General features: G+C 65.7%; 15 protein-coding genes. 12 read left to right on the forward strand and 3 right to left on the reverse strand.

Going from position 1 to position 16,661, the window contains the following annotated elements; genetic code table 11:
* Nucleotides 1–182: 182 nt before the first annotated feature.
* Complete coding sequence (locus ACE039_RS30790; protein WP_233213788.1) at nt 183–1,079, reverse strand: LysR family transcriptional regulator; 897 nt, start codon at nt 1,077–1,079, stop codon at nt 183–185.
* 159 nt (nt 1,080–1,238) lie between these two features.
* On the opposite strand from ACE039_RS30790, the gene ACE039_RS30795 reads away from it, so the two are divergent.
* From ACE039_RS30795 to ACE039_RS30805, 3 genes are read left to right on the forward strand one after another with little or no spacing between them, the layout of a single operon-like run.
* Entirely contained in the window at nt 1,239–2,219 is a 981-nt protein-coding gene (locus ACE039_RS30795) for a Bug family tripartite tricarboxylate transporter substrate binding protein (protein ID WP_105555617.1), read from the forward strand.
* A 38-nt stretch (nt 2,220–2,257) separates the two neighbouring features.
* A complete protein-coding gene (locus tag ACE039_RS30800; RefSeq protein ID WP_485824237.1) occupies nt 2,258–4,315 on the forward strand; it encodes a hydantoinase/oxoprolinase family protein in 2,058 nt (685 codons plus the stop codon).
* Entirely contained in the window at nt 4,308–6,035 is a 1,728-nt protein-coding gene (locus tag ACE039_RS30805; protein WP_485824238.1) for a hydantoinase B/oxoprolinase family protein, read from the forward strand. The genes ACE039_RS30800 and ACE039_RS30805 overlap by 8 nt, the downstream gene beginning before the upstream one ends.
* Here ACE039_RS30805 and ACE039_RS30810 read toward each other — a convergent pair.
* The gene (locus ACE039_RS30810; RefSeq protein WP_485824239.1) at nt 6,022–6,825 is read right to left on the reverse strand and encodes a GntR family transcriptional regulator; all 804 of its coding nucleotides are present in this window, start codon (nt 6,823–6,825) and stop codon (nt 6,022–6,024) included. The genes ACE039_RS30805 and ACE039_RS30810 overlap by 14 nt on opposite strands.
* A gap of 131 nt (nt 6,826–6,956) precedes the next feature.
* Here ACE039_RS30810 and ACE039_RS30815 point away from each other — a divergent pair, with 131 nt between their 5' ends.
* The 9 genes from ACE039_RS30815 to ACE039_RS30855 all read left to right on the forward strand — a co-directional run bounded on the left by ACE039_RS30815 (nt 6,957) and on the right by ACE039_RS30855 (nt 15,362).
* Nucleotides 6,957–7,988, forward strand: a complete 1,032-nt coding sequence (locus ACE039_RS30815; RefSeq protein ID WP_485824240.1) for an ABC transporter substrate-binding protein — start codon at nt 6,957–6,959, stop codon at nt 7,986–7,988.
* 58 nt (nt 7,989–8,046) lie between these two features.
* Nucleotides 8,047–9,108, forward strand: coding sequence for an ABC transporter ATP-binding protein (locus ACE039_RS30820; RefSeq protein ID WP_485824241.1), 1,062 nt, complete (start codon nt 8,047–8,049; stop codon nt 9,106–9,108).
* Nucleotides 9,105–9,971, forward strand: coding sequence for an ABC transporter permease (locus ACE039_RS30825; RefSeq protein WP_485824242.1), 867 nt, complete (start codon nt 9,105–9,107; stop codon nt 9,969–9,971). Before ACE039_RS30820 ends, ACE039_RS30825 begins: the two co-directional genes overlap by 4 nt.
* Before the next feature lies 1 nt (nt 9,972).
* On the forward strand, nt 9,973–10,773 hold the full coding sequence (locus tag ACE039_RS30830; protein ID WP_332609231.1) for an ABC transporter permease: 801 nt from the start codon (nt 9,973–9,975) through the stop codon (nt 10,771–10,773).
* Complete coding sequence (locus ACE039_RS30835) at nt 10,773–11,930, forward strand: NAD(P)/FAD-dependent oxidoreductase (protein ID WP_485824243.1); 1,158 nt, start codon at nt 10,773–10,775, stop codon at nt 11,928–11,930. The genes ACE039_RS30830 and ACE039_RS30835 overlap by 1 nt, the downstream gene beginning before the upstream one ends.
* Nucleotides 11,914–12,222, forward strand: coding sequence for a (2Fe-2S)-binding protein (locus tag ACE039_RS30840; RefSeq protein WP_046804012.1), 309 nt, complete (start codon nt 11,914–11,916; stop codon nt 12,220–12,222). Before ACE039_RS30835 ends, ACE039_RS30840 begins: the two co-directional genes overlap by 17 nt.
* Nucleotides 12,219–13,661 (forward strand): FAD/NAD(P)-dependent oxidoreductase, encoded by a 1,443-nt coding sequence (locus ACE039_RS30845; RefSeq protein WP_485824244.1) that lies wholly within the window; start codon nt 12,219–12,221, stop codon nt 13,659–13,661. Before ACE039_RS30840 ends, ACE039_RS30845 begins: the two co-directional genes overlap by 4 nt.
* Nucleotides 13,662–13,812: 151 nt before the next feature.
* Nucleotides 13,813–14,976, forward strand: coding sequence for an NAD(P)/FAD-dependent oxidoreductase (locus ACE039_RS30850; protein ID WP_485824245.1), 1,164 nt, complete (start codon nt 13,813–13,815; stop codon nt 14,974–14,976).
* The gene (locus ACE039_RS30855) at nt 14,973–15,362 is read left to right on the forward strand and encodes a RidA family protein (protein ID WP_105555606.1); all 390 of its coding nucleotides are present in this window, start codon (nt 14,973–14,975) and stop codon (nt 15,360–15,362) included. The genes ACE039_RS30850 and ACE039_RS30855 overlap by 4 nt, the downstream gene beginning before the upstream one ends.
* On the opposite strand, the gene ACE039_RS30860 is transcribed toward ACE039_RS30855, so the two are convergent.
* A complete protein-coding gene (locus tag ACE039_RS30860; RefSeq protein ID WP_416026793.1) occupies nt 15,337–16,617 on the reverse strand; it encodes an amidohydrolase family protein in 1,281 nt (426 codons plus the stop codon). The two genes, ACE039_RS30855 and ACE039_RS30860, sit on opposite strands and share 26 nt — an antisense overlap.
* Nucleotides 16,618–16,661: the final 44 nt, after the last annotated feature.

Consider the following 16,661-nt stretch of genomic DNA (forward strand, 5'->3'; position numbering starts at 1 on the left):
CCGCAATCGTTGCCCCGCGCACCGCGCGACACCGCCGCGACAGGCGTCAAAAGAACCCTGCAGTCACGCCCCAAAATAACGACAACAAACCCCACGAAAAACCGGCGTCACGCTGGCCGCGTTACCGCATCGCGGCAGCTACCGAGACCCGCATCTGCCTGCCCCTGAAATAACGGCCGAAACTACCCGAGCACGCCGGCCAGATACTGCCGCAGCCACGCGTGCGCGGGATCATCCTGATAGCGCTCGTGCCAGTACAGCGACACCGCGATCGGCGGCAGCGTCAGCGGCACCTTCAACGTGACGATGCGCGCCGCGCCCGTCATCGCCCGCGCGATGCTGACCGGCATCGTCGCGATCAGGTCCGAGCCTTCCACGATGAACGGGCAGACCAGATAACTGGACAACGTCGCCACGATCTTTCGGCTGCGGTTCTGTCCCATCAAAATGCGATCAATCGCGGTGCTGAAATAGCGCGTGTGTGCCGCCAGGTCCAGGTGGCCGTAGCGCAAATAGGCGTCCAGGTTCCAGCGCTTTCGCAAGCACGGATGGCCTTCGCGCACCATGCACACTGCCGGCTCCTGGTACAGGAAACGCGTGCGTAGATCCGGTGCCGGGTCCGGAAAATAACCCGCGATCAACTCCACATGATTCGTGTCCAGCATGCTCAGGCCGTGCTGCGGACGCGCCGGCACGATCTGCAACTGGAAATGCGGCGCATCCACGGCCAGTCGCGGAATCAGCTTGGGCAACAACGTGAACTGCACATAGTCCGTGGCATAGAACGACAGCGTGCGCGACGATTGCGCGGGGTCGAAAGCGTCACGGGTGCGCGTGGCCCGGTGCCAGCTTTCCAGAAGCGGCTTGAAATTCTGATGCAGCTCCATCGCGCGCAACGTGGGTTGCCACACACCGCCTTCACGCACCAGCAACGGGTCGCCAAATAGCTGGCGCAGCCGGTTCATCGCCGCGCTCATCGCCGGTTGGCTGATGTTCAACTGCTCTGCCGCGCGCGAGACGTTGCGGCACGCCATCAGCGCGTCGAAATGCAGAAGCAGATTCAGGTCCGGATTCTTCACGGCCGCGCACCTATAAATGGCAGTTATACAAATATAAACCCATAGGGCTGCTGTCATTGAATCCGCAGGCCTAGCATGGCCTTGTTGTTGCAGCGAACCAAGGTCGGACACGCATGATCCGGCCACAAGGAAGTTCTATCAACAAGGGGAAACCAAGCCATGAACCAAGGGCTGATACGCAGTTGCTGTCGCATTGCCGCCGGAGTCGCGTTGTTTGCGGCCGCCGGTTCCGCCAGCGCCGCCTGGCCGGATAAAGTGATCCGCATCGTCGTGCCGTTCGCGGCCGGCGGGTCCACCGACCTGATCGCGCGCAAGGTGGCCGAAGGACTGGGCCAACGCCTGTCCGCCAACGTCATCGTTGAAAACCGCCCCGGCGCGGGCGGCACGGTGGGTACCGAATACGTCGCCCGGCAACCGGCCGACGGCTACACCATCCTGATGGGCTCGGTCAGCACGCATGGCAGCGCGCCCTGCGTGTATTCCAAGCTGCCGTACGACGCCATCAAGGACTTCACGCCCCTGACGGTGGTGGCCACGATTCCCAACGTGATGTCGGTGAACCAGTCGGTGCCCGCCAAGACCTTGCAGGAATTCGTGGCGCTGTTGAAGAAAGAGCCTGAAAAGTACTCGTTCGCCTCCAACGGCCAGGGCACCTCCAACCACTTGGCGGCCGAGCTCTTCAAGACCACCGCCGGCGTGTCCATGGTGCATGTGCCCTACCGCGGATCCGGGCCCGCGCTGATCGATCTGGTGGGCGGGCAGATCAACATGATGGTCGACGTCGTGATGACCTCCTACCCCTACATCAAGGACGGCAAGATCAAGGCGCTGGCGGTGACCTCGCCACAGCGTTCGCCGATGCTGCCCGACGTGCCGACCGTGGCGGAATCCGGCTATCCCGGCTACGAGGCCATGGTGTGGTTCGGCATGCTGGCGCCGGCCGGCCTGCCCGAACCGCTGCGGCAAAAGCTCACCGACGGCCTGGTGCAGACCTTGCACGCGCCCGCCATGAAGACCTATCTGGAGCAGCAAGGCGCCCAGGTATCGGACGTGGCGGGGCCGGCGTTCGGCACGATGATCAAAGATGAAATCAGCAAGTGGTGCCAGGTGGTGAAGAAGGCCGACATCCGTCTGGATTGATCCGCCCGATCCACAAGACTCTTTTTGGAAAGAATGATATGTATCGCATTGGGATAGACGTCGGAGGCACGTTTACCGATTTCACGATGATCGACGAGGACGCCGGCGTGGTGCACTTTCACAAAGTGCCTTCCACGCCGCACGATCCCTCGGAAGCCATCGCCACCGGCATTGGCCAGATGCTGGCCGACCACGGTGTGCCGCCCTCGCAGGTGTCGCATGTGGGGCACGGCACCACGGTCGCCACCAACCTCATCATCGAACGCAAGGGCGCGCGCGTCGGGCTGATCACCACGCGCGGTTTTCGCGACGTGCTGGAGATCGGCCGCCAGACGCGGCCGCATCTCTATGACTACAGCGTGGGCAAGCCCCCCGTCGCCGTGCCACGCGAATTTCGCGTCGAGGTCGATGAGCGCGTCAACGCGGCGGGCGAGGTGTTGACGCCGTTGGACGACGAGCAGGTGCTGGCCGCCGCCCGCCAGTTCGCCGCCGCTGGCATTGAAGCCGTGACGATCTGCTTCCTGCATGCCTACCGCAATCCGGCGCACGAACGCCGGGCGGCGCGGCTCGTGGAGGAGGTCATGCCGGGGGTCTACATCAGCCAGTCGTCCGATGTGCTGCCGGAGTTCCGCGAATACGAGCGCCTGTCGACGACCGTGCTGAATGCCGCCGTCGGGCCGAAGATGGCGCGCTATCTGGAACGCTTCCTGCTGCGCGTGCGGGAATTGAGCATCGGCCACGAACCGCACACCATCCACTCCAACGGCGGCCTGATGTCGATTGCCACGGTGCGCCAGTATCCCGTGCGGACCTGCCTGTCGGGGCCCGCGGCGGGCGTGGTGGGCGCGGCCGCCGTGGGACGCGCCATCGGCAGCCTGAATCTGGTCACCTTCGATGTGGGCGGAACCAGCACGGATGTGTCCCTGGTGTGCGATGGCCGTCCGTTATTCACATCGCATCGCCATGTGGCGGGCTATCCCGTCAAGACGCCGATGGTGGATATCCACGTGATCGGCGCGGGCGGCGGCAGCATCGCGTGGCTGGACGACGCGGGCGCGTTGAAAGTGGGCCCGCACAGCGCCGGCGCCGTGCCGGGACCGGTAGGTTACGGCCGCGGCGGCCAGGAGCCGACGATCACCGACGCCGAGATCGTCTTGCAGCGGCTGAACCCCGTGGCCCTGCTGAACGGCCGCATGCCGGTGCACGCCGACGCGGCGCGGCAAGTCATCGATGAACGCGTGGCCAGGCCGCTCGGTCTGGACCGCGATGCGGCCGCCGAAGGCATCCTGCGCATCGCGGCGGCGAACATGAGCCGGGCCATCCGTGCCGTATCGACCGAGCGCGGCTACGACCTGTCGGACTTCGCGTTGTATGCCTACGGCGGCGCGGGGCCCCTGCATGCGGTGGAAGTTGCCGAGGAATGCGGCATTCCGGTCGTGATCGTGCCGCAGGAGCCGGGCACCATGTGCGCGCGCGGCATCTTGCTCAGCGACATTTCGTTCGACTTCGTGCAGAGCGAGATCTCGTTGGCCGGCGAAGACACGTGGCCGGCGATCGCGGCCATCTTCACGGGCCTGCGCACGCAAGCCGAAAACTGGTTGGCGGAGGAGCGCGTGGACCCGGCGCTTCGCGTCTACCGCAGCGCGATCGACGCCCGCTACGAAGGACAGAACTTTGAAGTGCAGGTCAGCCTGGACGACACCGGCGTGGGCGGCCATGCGGAATTCGCGCGCCGTTTCGCCGAGGCGCACGAACGCGAATACGGGTACACGGTGGACGACCGCAAGGTGCAGATCATCAACTGCCGCATGCAGGCCGTGGGCCAGGTGGTGAAGGCGCCGCTTGCGCCACGCCATATCGGCGGGGTGCTCGCCGATGCCAGGATTGGCCAGCGCGACGCCTATTTCGGACCTACGCACGGCTGGCAGGAGACCCCGGTGTACGACCGCGATCGCGTGCCCACCGGCGCACGCTTCATCGGCCCCGCACTGCTGGAAGAAATGAGTTCAACCACCGTCGTCGGCGTTGGCCAGCACGCCAGCGTCGACGAATACGGCAACCTGATCATCCGCTTGCAAGGAGGCTTGCATGACTAAGCCCGACCATTCCGGTTCCAGCGTGGCGCTGGCCGACCCCATTGGCATGGAGGTGTTCTGCAACCGCCTGCTGTCCATCACCGAAGACATGAACAACACGCTGGTGCGCGCGTCGTTCTCAACCAACATCAAGGAACGCAAGGACTGCTCGGTGGCCTTGTTCGACGCGGCTGGCCGGCTGGTGGCGCAAGGCACGCAGATTCCGCTGCACCTGGGTTCGCTGGACGGCGCGATGGGCGCGATCCTGCGCACGTTCAAGACCGACGACATCCGTGAGGGTGACGTCTTCATCTGCAACGACCCCTACCTGGCCGACGGCAGCCATCTGCCCGACATCAACATCGTGACCCCCGTGTTCTGGGAAGGCGTGCTGCGCTTCTTCGCGGCCAATATCGCGCACCATTCGGACGTGGGCGGCGCGGTGCCAGGATCGATCGCGGGCGGCTTGAAGTCAATTTTCGAAGAAGGCATTCGCATCCCCGCCTGCCGCATCGCCAAGCATGGCGAGACGGACGAGGACATGCTGCGCCTGATCTGCGCCAACACCCGCGACCCCGAAGAGCGCGTGCTGGATCTGCGCGTGCAGATGGCGACCAACCGCCGGGGCGCGGCCGCGGTGCAAGGCCTGATCCGGCAGATGGGGCTGGACGCGGTGCTGCGTTCCGTGGATGACGTGATCGCGTACACGCGCCGCCGCCTGCTCAACCGCATCGCCGAGCTGCGGCAAGGCAGCTACACGTTTCGCAGCGATCTGGACGACGACGGAATGGGCGGCGATCCGGTGCCGATCCAGGTGACGCTGACTGTGCGCCCCGGCAATCTGCATTTCGATTTCGACGGCTCCGGCAAACAGGCGCGCGGCGCGATGAACCTGCCGATCAATGCGTTGCGCGCCTGCGTGTACTACGCCGTCAAAGCGTTGCTGGATCCGGACCTGGCGCCCAACGCCGGCTTGTTCGACCCCATCAACGTGTCGGCGCCGGTGGGCACCATCACCAACCCGGAACATCCTGCGGCGGTCGGCGCGCGGTCGATCACGGCGCAGAAGGTCGCGGGCGCGATCTTCGGCGCGTTCCGCGGCTTGTTGCCGCCCGAGAAGACCATGGCGTCCAGCAACGACTGCTGCCCCGCCATCGTGTTTTCAGGCCGCTGGCGCGAGCGCGCGGGGCACTTCGTCTATCTGGAAACGCTGGGCGGTGGCGCGGGCGCTCGCTTCGATGCCGACGGAATGGACGCGGTCCACGTGCATATGACCAACACGTCCAACCTGCCGGTTGAAGCGCTGGAAAACGAATATCCATTGATGATGGACGAATACGCCATGATCCCCGACTCCGGCGGTGTTGGACGCACGCGTGGCGGACTGGCGATCGCCAAGCAGATCCGCGCGGTAGGACCGGGCATCGTGTTTTCAGCGCGTTCGGACAGCCACACCGTGGGCGTGGCGGCCGGGGTGGACGGCGGCGGCGACGGACGCCGTGCGCGGCTGATCCGCAACTTCGGCACGCCACAGGCCGAGACGCTGTTTTCCAAGACGGCCAATATCGCGCTGGCGCCCGGCGACAGCGTGCGCATCGAAACGCCGGGCGGCGGCGGGTATGGCACGCCATCGGAACGGCCCCGCGGGCGCATCGAGCAGGACCTGGCCGACGGAAAAATCAGCGTGGACGCGGCGCGGGCTGCCTATGGCGCGGGCGCCGTGCCCGTCACCCTACGTTGAGCGTCATCGAGTACTTCATCTTGTCGTGCGGGAAGGTCGTGATGGTGGCCAGCAGCAGCAGGCCGCCATCACCGTAGTAGCGGCGGGTGATGACGAAGCCGGCCGTCTTGGGCTCGACCTTCAACTGCTTGGCGATCGTGGCGTTGATGGGCGTGGCCGAGAATTCCTGGTTGACCTCGATGATGCGGTCGCCAAAGTGGTCTTCGATCAGGCGCAGCAGCGAAATGCGCGACTTGACCTCGACGCGCACGTCCGAATGCTCGGGGTCGGCGTAGATGAGCGTGCTGGCCGCGGCGGTGTCCTGGTCATCCAGGGTCTTGATGGAGTTGATGTGCAGCCAGGACTTGTCGGATGTGCAGCCCAGTGCCTCAGCCAGCCGCTTGGGCAGCTTGATGGTGCGCACGTCCTGCACCAACAGGGCTGCATTGCGCGCGTATTGCAGCAGGTCGGGAAACTGCGAGATGCGCTGCGTGAAGCGGGTGCTGGCGCGGGCGGTCTCGACGCGGGTGCCGACGCCGGGCCGGCGCGACACCATGCCCGCCACGGTCAGCATGCGGATCGCTTCGCGGATGGTGTGGCGGCTGGCGTTGAACTGGTCGCACAGCTCGTGCTCCGTGGGCAGCAGCGTCATGACCGGGTAGCGGCCGGTGCTGATGTCGTGCGACAGCGTTTGGAAAATGCTCTTGTAACGGGGGCCGCCAACGTCGCCGTCGGGCGCCTGCGATTCGGGTTTCCCGCGCGCCTGCCGTGCTCCGCCAGGGCCGGTCGCGCGCTCGGAGGATCGGGTCATGGGGGGAGCTCCTTGCATTGTTATATGGGGTTTGTACGGACAATAACCGATTGACAACGATGTCTCGTCGGATTCATTATTTGTCCGGACATTCATGTACGGACAAAGTGTACCAACAATCGGGGGTTCTCATGGGCAAGGTACTTGCAGTGATCGCGGCGACGACGGTGGCCGTCGGACTCAGCGCAAATGCAGCAGCGCAGCAGAAGTTGGTGGTGGCGGGCTACGGCGGCTCGTTCGAAGACATCATGCGCAAGGACATCTTCCCGCCCTTCGCCAAGCAGCACGGCATCGAGCTGGACTATGTGGCCGGCAACTCCACCAACACGGTGGCGCGGCTGCAAGCGCAAAAGAGCAACCAGCAGATCGACGTGGCCATCATCGATGACGGCCCCATGTACCAAGCCATCGCGCTGGGGTTCTGCGAGCCCATCAAGGGTCTTTCGAGCGACGACATCTACAGCACCGCGCGCTACAAGGACGACAAGGCGGTGGCCATCGGCATCGTGGCCACCGGCATCATGTACAACAAGAAGGTCTTCGATGAAAAGAAGTGGGCCGCGCCCACATCGTGGAAAGACCTGAAGGACCCCAAGTACAAGAAGCAACTGGTGGTGCCGCCGCTGAACAACACCTACGGCCTGCACGCGCTGGTGGAATATGCGCGCGAAGGTGGCGGCGGCGAAAAGAAAATCGACGCGGGCTTCACCACCTTCAAGAACGAGGTGGGTCCCAACGTGCTGGTGTACGAGCCGTCGCCCGGCAAGATGACGGAACTGTTCTCGTCAGGCCAGGCCGTGATTTCCGTGTGGGGCAGTGGCCGCGCCAAATCGTTTGCCGACACTGGCTTCCCGGTGGGCTTCGTGTATCCGCAAGAAGGCGCCTACGCGCTGCTGTCCTCGGTATGCCCCGTTGCCAAGCCCAAGACCAACCCCATGGCGCAGGCGTTCGTGCAGTACCTGGTGACGCCGGAAGTGCAGGAAAAGTTGGCCAGCGCCTACGGCTACGGGCCGGTCAACAAGAAGGCCAAGGTCACCGATGACCCGCGCGTGCCGCTGCCTATCGGCAAGCGCGCCGCCGACCTGATCGTGATCGACTGGGACACGGTGAACCAGAACCGAGACGATTGGAACAAGCGCTGGACGCGGGAAATCGAGCGCTGAGACGCGTAGCCGATCGTGCAATACGGGGCGGCGCGGCGCGTCGCCCACGGGAGCCTTCATGAGTTATCTAGTGCTGAACCGCCTGTGCAAGCGCTATGGCGAAACGACCGCTGTGGAAGAACTGAGCCTGTCCGTGAATCGCGGCGAGTTCATTTCGCTGCTGGGGCCATCGGGATGCGGCAAGACCACCACGCTGCAGATGATCGCGGGCTTTGTCGAACCCACCAGCGGCAGCATTGTGCTGGATGGCCGCGACGTCAGCCGTGTGCCGGCCAACAAGCGTGGGCTGGGGCTGGTGTTCCAGAACTATGCCTTGTTCCCGCACATGACCGCATTTGAAAACGTGTCGTTCGGCCTGGAGATGCAGCGGGTCAAGAAGGAAGAACGCGAGGCGCGCGTGGCCGATGCCTTGAAGCTGGTGGGCCTGTCCCATCTGGCGGACCGGCATCCGGCGCGCATGTCCGGCGGCCAGCAGCAGCGCGTGGCCTTGGCGCGCGCGCTGGTGATTCGGCCCAGCGTGCTGCTGCTGGACGAACCGCTGTCGAACCTGGACGCCAAGCTGCGCGAGGAAATGCAGCTGGAACTGCGCAGCATCCAGCGCACGATCGGCACCACCACCATTCTTGTCACGCACGATCAGTCCGAGGCGCTGGCGCTGTCGGATCGCATCGTGGTGATGAACCAGGGCCGGGTCGAACAGGTGGCCGAACCCTTCCAGGCCTACGAAGGGCCGGCCAGCCACTTCGTCGGCGGTTTCCTGGGCAAGGCGAACGTGTTCACGCCCACGGCCGAGCAATACGAAAACGAGACGCGCGCCCGCATCGGCGAAGCGCACATCCCGATGGCCGGCGCGCCGGTGCCGCAAGGCGCGGTGATCGTCCGCCCCGAAAAAATCCTGTTCTCGGAACCCGCCGCCTGTGCCCTGCCGGGGCGCATGAAGACACGCGTATTCCAGGGCAACCACTGGCTGTGCCAGGTCGACACGTCGGTGGGTGAAGTGATGGTGATACGCCAGAACGACGGCGTGGCCGTGCCCGCCGAGGGCGAGCCCGTGCACTTGCGCTGGCGCGCGCAGGACATGTGCGAGGTCGCGGCCGCGCCCAAGGGCCTGGCGTCATGAGCACGCGCGCCAACCCGTGGGTGTTGAGTGCGCCGGCGCTGGTGGTTTACGCCACCTTCCTGGTCGTGCCGATGGCGCTGGTGTTCCTGATCAGCTTCTTTGACTTCCAGTTCTATGGCGGCATGCAGGTGACCTTCACCTGGAAGAACTACATCGAGATCTTCAGCGACGGGTACTACTACGAAATCTACGCGCGCACCTTCGGCGTGGCGGCGGCCGTGACGGTGGCGTGCCTGGTGCTGGGCACCGCCGAGGCCTACGTGCTGTCACGCATGGCCAACCCGTGGAAAGGCCTGTTCCTGATGGTGGTGCTGGGCCCCTTGCTGATTTCGGTGGTGGTGCGCACGCTGGGCTGGGCGCTGCTATTTGGCTCCACCGGCCTTATCAATAAGGCGCTGATGGGCATCGGGTTGATCAACAGCCCCGTGGACCTGATGTACAGCAATCTGGGCGTGGGCATCGCGCTGACGCACGTGCTGGTGCCCTTCATGGTGATTTCGGTATGGGCGTCGCTGCAGCGGATCAATCCCGCCACCGAAGCCGCCGCCCTGTCGTTGGGGGCATCGCAGTTCACCGTGATCCGGCGCGTGATCGTGCCCCAGGTCATGCCCGGCATTCTGTCGGGTGCGATCATGGTGTTTGCGATGGCGGCCAGCTCGTTCGCCACGCCGGCCATCATCGGCGGCCGGCGCTTGAAGAACGTGGCCACGGCGGCCTACGACGAATTCCTGAACACGCTGAACTGGCCGCTGGGCGCGGCGCTGGCCGTGGTGCTGCTGCTGGCCACCGTCGTCGTGCTGCTGTCGGCCAACCGGATCATTGAACGCAAGTACGGCGCCGTCTTCAACCAGGCAGGGGGCTGAGATGCAATTTCGAAACGGCCCCATCGGCCTGGTCTTTCACACGCTTTTCATCCTGTTCATCCTGGCGCCCATTGTCATGGTGTGCGCGGTGGCGTTCACGTCAGAGGGTTTTATTTCTTTGCCCACGGGCGGACTGTCGTTGCGCTGGTTCCGCGCCATCCTGGACAACCCGCGTTTTGTCGAAGCATTCTGGTTCAGCCTGGGGCTGGGGACCTTGTCGGCGACGCTGGCGATAGGCTTGGCCGTGCCCAGCGCGCTGGCCCTGGCCCGCAACCGCTTTCGCGGCCGCGAGGCGCTGGTGGCGTTCTTCCTGTCGCCGCTGATGATTCCGCATGTGGTGCTGGGCCTGGCCTTCCTGAAGTTCTTCACCACCGTGGATCTGGCCGGCACCTATGTGGGCCTGGTGGTGGCGCACGTGATCCTTGTCATGCCGTACGCGCTGCGGCTGGTGCTGGCGTCGGCCACCGGCATCGACCCCGCGCTGGAGCGCGCCGCGCAATCGCTGGGCGCGTCCAACTGGACGGCGTTCCGGCGCGTGGTGCTGCCGCTGTTGCTGCCGGGGGTGGTCAGTGGCTGGGTCATCGCGTTCATCACCAGCTTTGACGAACTGACCATGTCGATCTTCATCGCCTCGCCGTCCACGACGACGCTGCCGGTGCGCATCTTCCTGCATATCGAAGACACCATCGATCCGCTCGTGACCGCCGTGTCGGCCGTGCTGATCTACGTGACGATCATCGCCATTTTCATTCTGGACCGCGTGGTCGGCCTGGAAAAGCTGTTTGTAGGAAAGGGACGCTAATGACGGACGAGAAAGAACTGGCGCCCCGCGCGCCCGTGCATCGCGGCATTTATGACGCCGTGGTGATCGGCGGCGGGCTGGTGGGATCGGCCATCGCCTATGGCCTGCGGCGCGAACTGGACCATGTGGCCGTGCTGGACGAGGGCGACGTGGCCTACCGCGCGTCGCGCGGCAACTTCGGGCTGGTGTGGGTGCAGAGCAAAGGCATGGGCCTGCCGCGCTACGGCGTGTGGACGATGACGTCCGCGTCCGGCTGGCCGCGCCTGGCCGCGCAATTGCTGGAGGAAACCGGCGTTGACGTGCATCTGGAGCAGCGCGGCGGACTGCATGCGCTGCTAAGCGACGAAGAGGTGGAAGCGCGCGGCACGTTCATGAAGACCTTGCTGGCGCAGCCCGACATGGCGCAATACGACTGGAAACTGCTGGACCGCGCGGAAGTGGCCGACCTGGTGCCGGGCATCGGGCCCGATGTGCGCGGCGCAACCTGGACGCCGGTCGATGGCATCGCCAACCCGCTCAAGCTGCTGCGCGCCTTGCACGCAAGTTTTGCACAGCGTGTTGTGGATTACCTGCCGCGCCGTCCGGCGCAGAGCATCAAGCAGCGCGACGGCGTGTTTGAGATCGCAACGCCCGCTGGCACGGTGCGCGCGCGCAAGGTGGTGCTGGCATCGGGCTTGTCCAACAAGGACCTCGGCGTGCAAGTGGGCCTGGACGTGCCGGTGCGCCCGCAACGCGGCCAGATCGTGGTGCTGGAACGCACGCGCCGCTTGCTGGAAACACCGTTGTCCACCTTGCGCCAGACGGACGAAGGCACGTGGCTGATCGGCGATTCGCAGGAAGAAGCCGGCTATGTGGATAACCTGGTGGGGCTGCCGATCCTGGGCACGCTGGCCGACCGCGCCGTGCGCACGCTGCCTGCATTGCGCGACGTGCGCGTGGTGCGCAGCTGGGCGGCGCTGCGCGTGATGTCCAAGGACGGCTTTCCGATCTATCAGCAATCCGAAACGTGCCCGGGCGCCTTTGTCGCCACCTGTCATAGCGGCGTGACGCTGGCCGCCGCGCACGCCCTCAATCTGGCGCCCATGATCGTGGCCGGCAAGCTTGCCGACGGCATGGCGCCCTTCTCGACCCGGAGGTTTCATGTTCAAGAGGCTTGATGAGGCGCAGCGCCAGGCGCAAGGCGCGCCGGTGCGCGTGACGGTCAACGGGGCCGAGCTGCAATGCCGCCAGGGCGACAGCGTGGCGGCTGCGTTGTTCGCGGGCGGCGTGTCGGCCTGTCGCGATACCGCCGTGAACGAGGTGCCGCGCGGGCCCTATTGCATGATGGGCGTGTGCTACGACTGCCTGGTCACCATTGACGGCCAGGCGAACCAGCAGGGCTGCATGACGGCCGTGCGCGAAGGCATGAAGATCGAGCGCCAGCTGGGCGCGCGCAAGGTGCAGGCATGATCGAAACAACGCAATGCGATTTGCTGGTGGTGGGCGCGGGCCCGGCCGGGTTGGCGGCAGCGACGGTGGCCGCCGGGCTGGGCGTGGATACCGTGCTGCTGGACGAACAGCTGGCGCCGGGCGGACAGATCTATCGCGCCATCACGACCACGCCGGTCACCGACCGCGGCATCCTGGGCGAAGACTACTGGCATGGTGCTTCCCTGATCGCGCCCTTCAAGCAATCAGGCGCGCGCTACGTGCCGGGCGCCACCGTGTGGGCGGTGGCCGAGCGCACCGCGCCGCATCCCGAAAAGGGCTTTGAAGTGGCGTATTCGGTGGCCGGTGAAGCGCGCATCATCCATGCGCGCCGCTTACTGCTGGCAACGGGTGCGCAAGAGCGCCCCTTCCCCATTCCGGGCTGGACGCTGCCGGGCGTGATCACGGCGGGTGCGGCGCAGATCCTGCTGAAGTCGGCCGGCGTGGTGCCGGCGGATCGCACGGTGCTGGCGGGCAGCGGCCCGCTGCTGTACCTGGTGGCGTGGCAATACCTGAACGCGGGGGTGAAGATCGACGCGCTCTTGGAAACCACGCCGCCCGGACGCATGGGCCAGGTGCTGCCCAAGGTCTGGGGCTTCCTGCGTTCGCCGTATCTGGGCAAGGGCTTGAAGCTGCTGCGCGCGGTCAAGGCCGCGGTGCCGATCACACGCGGCGTGACGGCGTTGGAGGCCGTTGGCGACGGCAAGCTGCAAAGCTTGCGCTACACGGCCGGCGGCGTCACCAAGACCTTGCCCGCCGAACAACTGATGCTGCATCAGGGCGTGGTGCCCAACGTGAACCTGTCGCGCGCCGTGGGTGCGGAGCATCGCTGGAACGACGCCTTGGACTGTTGGGAGCCGCAGGTGGATGAATGGGGCCTGACGACGGTGGACGGCATCGGCATGGCGGGCGACGGCGCGGGTATCGCGGGCGCGCTGGCGGCGGAACACCGGGGCCGGTTGGCCGCCTTGCAGGCGGCGCATCTGTTAGGCCGCATCGACGCCACCAAACGCGATAGCCAGGCCGTGGCGCCGCGCCAGGCGCTTGCCCGTGCCGTGAGAGGCCGGGAGTTCTTCGACGCGCTCTACAAGGCGCCTGACACCTTCCGGCGGCCCACGGGCGACACCATCGTGTGCCGCTGCGAGGAAGTGACCGCCGCGCAGGTGCGCGAAACGGTCAAGCTCGGGTGCAGCGGACCCAACCAGATGAAGGCGTTTCTGCGCTGCGGCATGGGGCCGTGCCAGGGGCGCTTCTGCGGGTTGACGGTGGCCGAGATCATCGCCGAAGAGCGCGGCGTGCCGACGCAGGAAGTGGGCTATTACCGGCTGCGCTTTCCGACCAAGCCGCTGACGCTGGGCGAGCTGGCGTCGCTGCCGCAGACGGACGATTCCCGCCAAGCCGTTGTCCGCCTGAAAAAGTAGGCCCCCCCCGACGCGCGACGCGCGTCCCCCTCAAGGGGGCAACACCGGAAGACCGGCGAAGCCGGATCTTCGGTGTCTCGGCTTGGCAGCCCGGCTTTTTCTTGGAAATGCCGTCTTTGAACAGCCGCTTCGCGGCAGAAGGAAGGTAGAAATGACCGGTTCAACGCGGTCGGCGGCAGTCATCATTATCGGTGGGGGCCTGCACGGCAGCTCGGCCGCGCTGCATCTGGCGCGTGCGGGTGTGCCCGCCCTGGTGATCGAAAAGAACTACGTGGGCCGGCACGCGTCGGGCGTGAACGCGGGCGGCGTGCGCACGTTGGCGCGCCATCTGGCCGAAGTGCCGCTGGCGCTGGCCTCGCGCGAACTTTGGTATCGCATCGGCGACCTGGTGGATGACGATTGTGGTTTCGAGCAGCACGGGCAGGTGCGCGTGGCCGAGAACGCCGCCGACGTCGAGGCATTGCAGACGCGGCTTCGCACGATGACCCAGCACGGCTACACCCACGAAGCGTGGATCAGTGCCGAGGACTTGCGCGACATGATCCCCGCCATCGCGCCGACCATCCAGGGCGGGCTGATCGCGCGTGAGGACGCGGCGGCCGATCCGTATCGCACGACGCTGGCGTTTCGCACCAAGGCTGCCAGCCTGGGCGCACGCTTTCTGGAAGGCGTGCGCGTGGACGGCGTCACGCACGACGGCGGCCAATGGCGCGTGCAGACCGATGCCGGCACCTACACCGCGCCCCAAGTGTTGAATTGCGCGGGCGCATGGGCCGACCGCATCGCCGCGCAATGGGGCGAGCCGGTGCCGCTCTTGGCCATCAGCCCGATGATGTTGGTGACGTTGCGCATGGACCATTTCCTGGACCCGGTCGTGCTGGGCACCGGGCGCGCGCTATCGTTCAAGCAACGCACGAATGGTACGGTGCTGATCGGTGGCGGGCGGCGGGCCTGGGTGGATCGCGACGCGGAATGGACCGAGCTGGATTTCCGCTCGCTGGCGGAAGGCGCGCGCACGGTCTGCGACTTGTTCCCCCACATGCGCGACGCCATCGTGAACCGGGGCTGGGCGGGCATCGAAGCGGCCATGCCGGACGAGATCCCCGTGATCGGCCGCAGCAGCCGCCACGAGACCGCGTTCCATGCGTTCGGGTTCTCGGCGCATGGCTTTGAACTAGGCCCCATCGTGGGCCGCATCATGGCCGACCTGATAACAACCGGTGCGACGGACATGCCCATCGCGCCATTTCGGATTGATCGTTTTTCGGACGCGAACATCGCGTCCATCCCATCAAAAAAGGAGCAAGGCGAATGAACGACGACATCGTGCGCAAGCAAACCAACCAGCGCCTGAGCCGCATCGTGATTCACGGCGATACGGTCTATGTGGCGGGCGTGACGTCAGCGGCCGAAGGCGGCATCGTGCCGCAGACGCGCGACGCGCTGGCGAAGATCGACGGCTATCTGGCCGAGGCCGGCACCGACAAGTCGCGGCTGCTGTCGGTGCAGATCTGGCTGAAGGATATCGACCGCGATTTCGCGGGCATGAACAGCGTGTGGGCCGAGTGGGCGCTGCCTGATGCGATGCCTACCCGCGCCACCTGCGAGGCCAAGCTGGCCGCGCCGGAGCTGTTGGTGGAGATCATCGTGACGGCCGCCAAGCGGCCGCCGTATGTCAGCGGGCCGGTGTCTGAAAGCTGACCTGACCCGGGCGGCCCGGCAGGTTCAAGGTGGCGGTGGCGGGCGGCGTGGTCGCAATCACCTGCCCCGCGCGCAGCACCATCAAACGGGTCGCGCGCAGGCGTAGCGCTTCCACCGGGTCGCGCGCTTGCAACAACACCAGGTCGGCGCGCTTGCCGACCGCGATGCCCGTGTCGTCCAGCCCCAGGATCTTGGCGGGCGTGGTCGTCACGGCCTCGAAACAGGCGCGCATGGCGTCCTGGCCCGTCATCTGGGCCACGTGCAGGCCCATGTGCGCCACTTCCAGCATGTCGCCCGAACCCAGGCTGTACCAGGGGTCCATCACGCAGTCATGGCCGAACGCCACCGGCACGCCGGCTGCCAGCAATTCGGGCACGCGCGTCATGCCGCGGCGCTTGGGATACGTGTCGTGGCGGCCTTGCAGCGTGATGTTGATCAGCGGATTGGCAATCGCCGCGACCCCGGCTTCGCGCATCAGCGGGATCAGCTTGGACACGTAGTAGTTGTCCATGGAATGCATGGACGTCAGGTGCGAACCGGTGACGCGGCCGTGCAGGCCCAGGCGTTGCGTGTGGTAGGCCAGCGTCTCGATGTGGCGCGACAAGGGGTCGTCGCTTTCGTCGCAGTGCATGTCCACGCGCAGGCCGCGTTCGGCGGCCAGTTCGCAGAGGATGCGCACGGATTCCGCGCCGTCCTGCATGGTGCGTTCAAAATGCGGAATGCCGCCGACCACGTCCACGCCCATGTCGAGCGCGCGCTTCAGGTTGTCCAGCGCACCGGGTGCGCGCAGCACGCCGTCTTGCGGGAAGGCGACCAGTTGCAGGTCCAGATAGGGTTTGACCTTCTCGCGCACGTGCAGCAGCGCTTCGGTGGCAAGCAGGCGCGGGTCACAGACGTCCACGTGCGAGCGAATGGCCAGCAGGCCACGGGCAACGGCCCAGTCGCAATACGCCAACGCACGTTCCACCAGCGCTTCCTGCGTCAACAACGGCTTAAGTTCCCCCCACAGCGCGATGCCTTCCAGCAAGGTACCGGACTGGTTCACGCGCGGCAGGCCGAACGACAGCGTGGAGTCCATGTGGAAGTGCGCGTCCACAAAGGGCGACGACACCAGCTGACCGGCGGCATCGATCACCTGCCCGGCTTCGGCCTTCAGCGCGGGTTCCACCGCCGTGATGCGACCCTGCGCCACACCGATGTCGATGTTCGTGCGCCCATCAGGCAGCGTGCAGTTCTTGATAATCAGATCGAGCATGGATGCATCCTAAAAAATCCAGCAATTCACGGTGCACCAAAAGT

This window comes from Achromobacter maghribensis, from assembly GCF_057334215.1.

What these genes read in the sequence shown, in the direction of transcription:
- ACE039_RS30825 (WP_485824242.1), top strand. Translation starts at nt 9,105, where the DNA reads ATGAGCACGCGCGCCAACCCGTGGGTGTTGAGTGCGCCGGCGCTGGTG.
- ACE039_RS30855 (WP_105555606.1), top strand. Translation starts at nt 14,973, where the DNA reads ATGAACGACGACATCGTGCGCAAGCAAACCAACCAGCGCCTGAGCCGC.
- ACE039_RS30800 (WP_485824237.1), top strand. Translation starts at nt 2,258, where the DNA reads ATGTATCGCATTGGGATAGACGTCGGAGGCACGTTTACCGATTTCACG.
- ACE039_RS30815 (WP_485824240.1), top strand. Translation starts at nt 6,957, where the DNA reads ATGGGCAAGGTACTTGCAGTGATCGCGGCGACGACGGTGGCCGTCGGA.
- ACE039_RS30820 (WP_485824241.1), top strand. Translation starts at nt 8,047, where the DNA reads ATGAGTTATCTAGTGCTGAACCGCCTGTGCAAGCGCTATGGCGAAACG.
- ACE039_RS30845 (WP_485824244.1), top strand. Translation starts at nt 12,219, where the DNA reads ATGATCGAAACAACGCAATGCGATTTGCTGGTGGTGGGCGCGGGCCCG.
- ACE039_RS30850 (WP_485824245.1), top strand. Translation starts at nt 13,813, where the DNA reads ATGACCGGTTCAACGCGGTCGGCGGCAGTCATCATTATCGGTGGGGGC.
- ACE039_RS30830 (WP_332609231.1), top strand. Translation starts at nt 9,973, where the DNA reads ATGCAATTTCGAAACGGCCCCATCGGCCTGGTCTTTCACACGCTTTTC.
- ACE039_RS30795 (WP_105555617.1), top strand. Translation starts at nt 1,239, where the DNA reads ATGAACCAAGGGCTGATACGCAGTTGCTGTCGCATTGCCGCCGGAGTC.
- ACE039_RS30805 (WP_485824238.1), top strand. Translation starts at nt 4,308, where the DNA reads ATGACTAAGCCCGACCATTCCGGTTCCAGCGTGGCGCTGGCCGACCCC.
- ACE039_RS30860 (WP_416026793.1), bottom strand. Translation starts at nt 16,617, where the DNA reads ATGCTCGATCTGATTATCAAGAACTGCACGCTGCCTGATGGGCGCACG.
- ACE039_RS30840 (WP_046804012.1), top strand. Translation starts at nt 11,914, where the DNA reads ATGTTCAAGAGGCTTGATGAGGCGCAGCGCCAGGCGCAAGGCGCGCCG.
- ACE039_RS30835 (WP_485824243.1), top strand. Translation starts at nt 10,773, where the DNA reads ATGACGGACGAGAAAGAACTGGCGCCCCGCGCGCCCGTGCATCGCGGC.
- ACE039_RS30810 (WP_485824239.1), bottom strand. Translation starts at nt 6,825, where the DNA reads ATGACCCGATCCTCCGAGCGCGCGACCGGCCCTGGCGGAGCACGGCAG.